Annotated in this window: 1 protein-coding gene; it reads right to left on the bottom strand. The window is 53.8% G+C overall.

Annotation, left to right across the window (positions count from 1 at the left end; all coding sequences use genetic code 11):
* The coding region (locus DCC82_RS18020) for an IS110 family transposase (RefSeq protein WP_233252946.1) at positions 1–423 on the bottom strand (423 nt) is incomplete at its 3' end.
* Positions 424–530 lie beyond the last annotated feature (107 nt).

The raw sequence follows: 530 nt of genomic DNA, 5'->3' as shown, positions 1-530 counted from the left end.
CAGCCGGGGAACGAGGAATCGTCCGTCTTTTGCCAGTCTGGCAATGACCAGGGCGTCTTTGGCGTCGTGTTTCGTCGGCAGGTTGTCATCAAGTTCTTTCGACCGGCACACATGCGCCGGGTTGACCATGACCAACGGGATCCCGTGCTCCTCGAGGAAGTAGGCCAGGTTCAACCAGTAGTGCCCGGTCGGCTCCACGGCGACGATCACCTCTGACTTCCCGAACGCTTGCATCGCCCCCTGAATCGCTTTATACAGCTGTTGAAACCCCTCTTTCGACTGGAAGATCGGGAACGATTTGCGAAGCACGCGCCCCCGGTCATCCACGAAGCAGGCGTAGTGGGTTCGTTTCGCGATATCAATACCCACGACAAGCGTTTGTTCGGTTACTTGATCAATTTTATAGTTTTGTGTACAATTCATCTGAAGTCCTCCTTGGCATGATGGTAGGTGTTGTTTGACACCCCTGCATCATACCAAGAGGGCTTTTTTTGATCAAGTCCCCGGAAAAGCTCCTAACGGGAATGCTC

Origin of the sequence: Geobacillus sp. LYN3 (assembly GCF_003064505.1) — a bacterium.
GTDB lineage: Bacteria > Bacillota > Bacilli > Bacillales > Anoxybacillaceae > Parageobacillus_B > Parageobacillus_B toebii.
The sequence above is the reverse complement of the archived record's forward strand: the minus strand, read 5'-3'. Positions and strand labels throughout refer to the sequence as shown.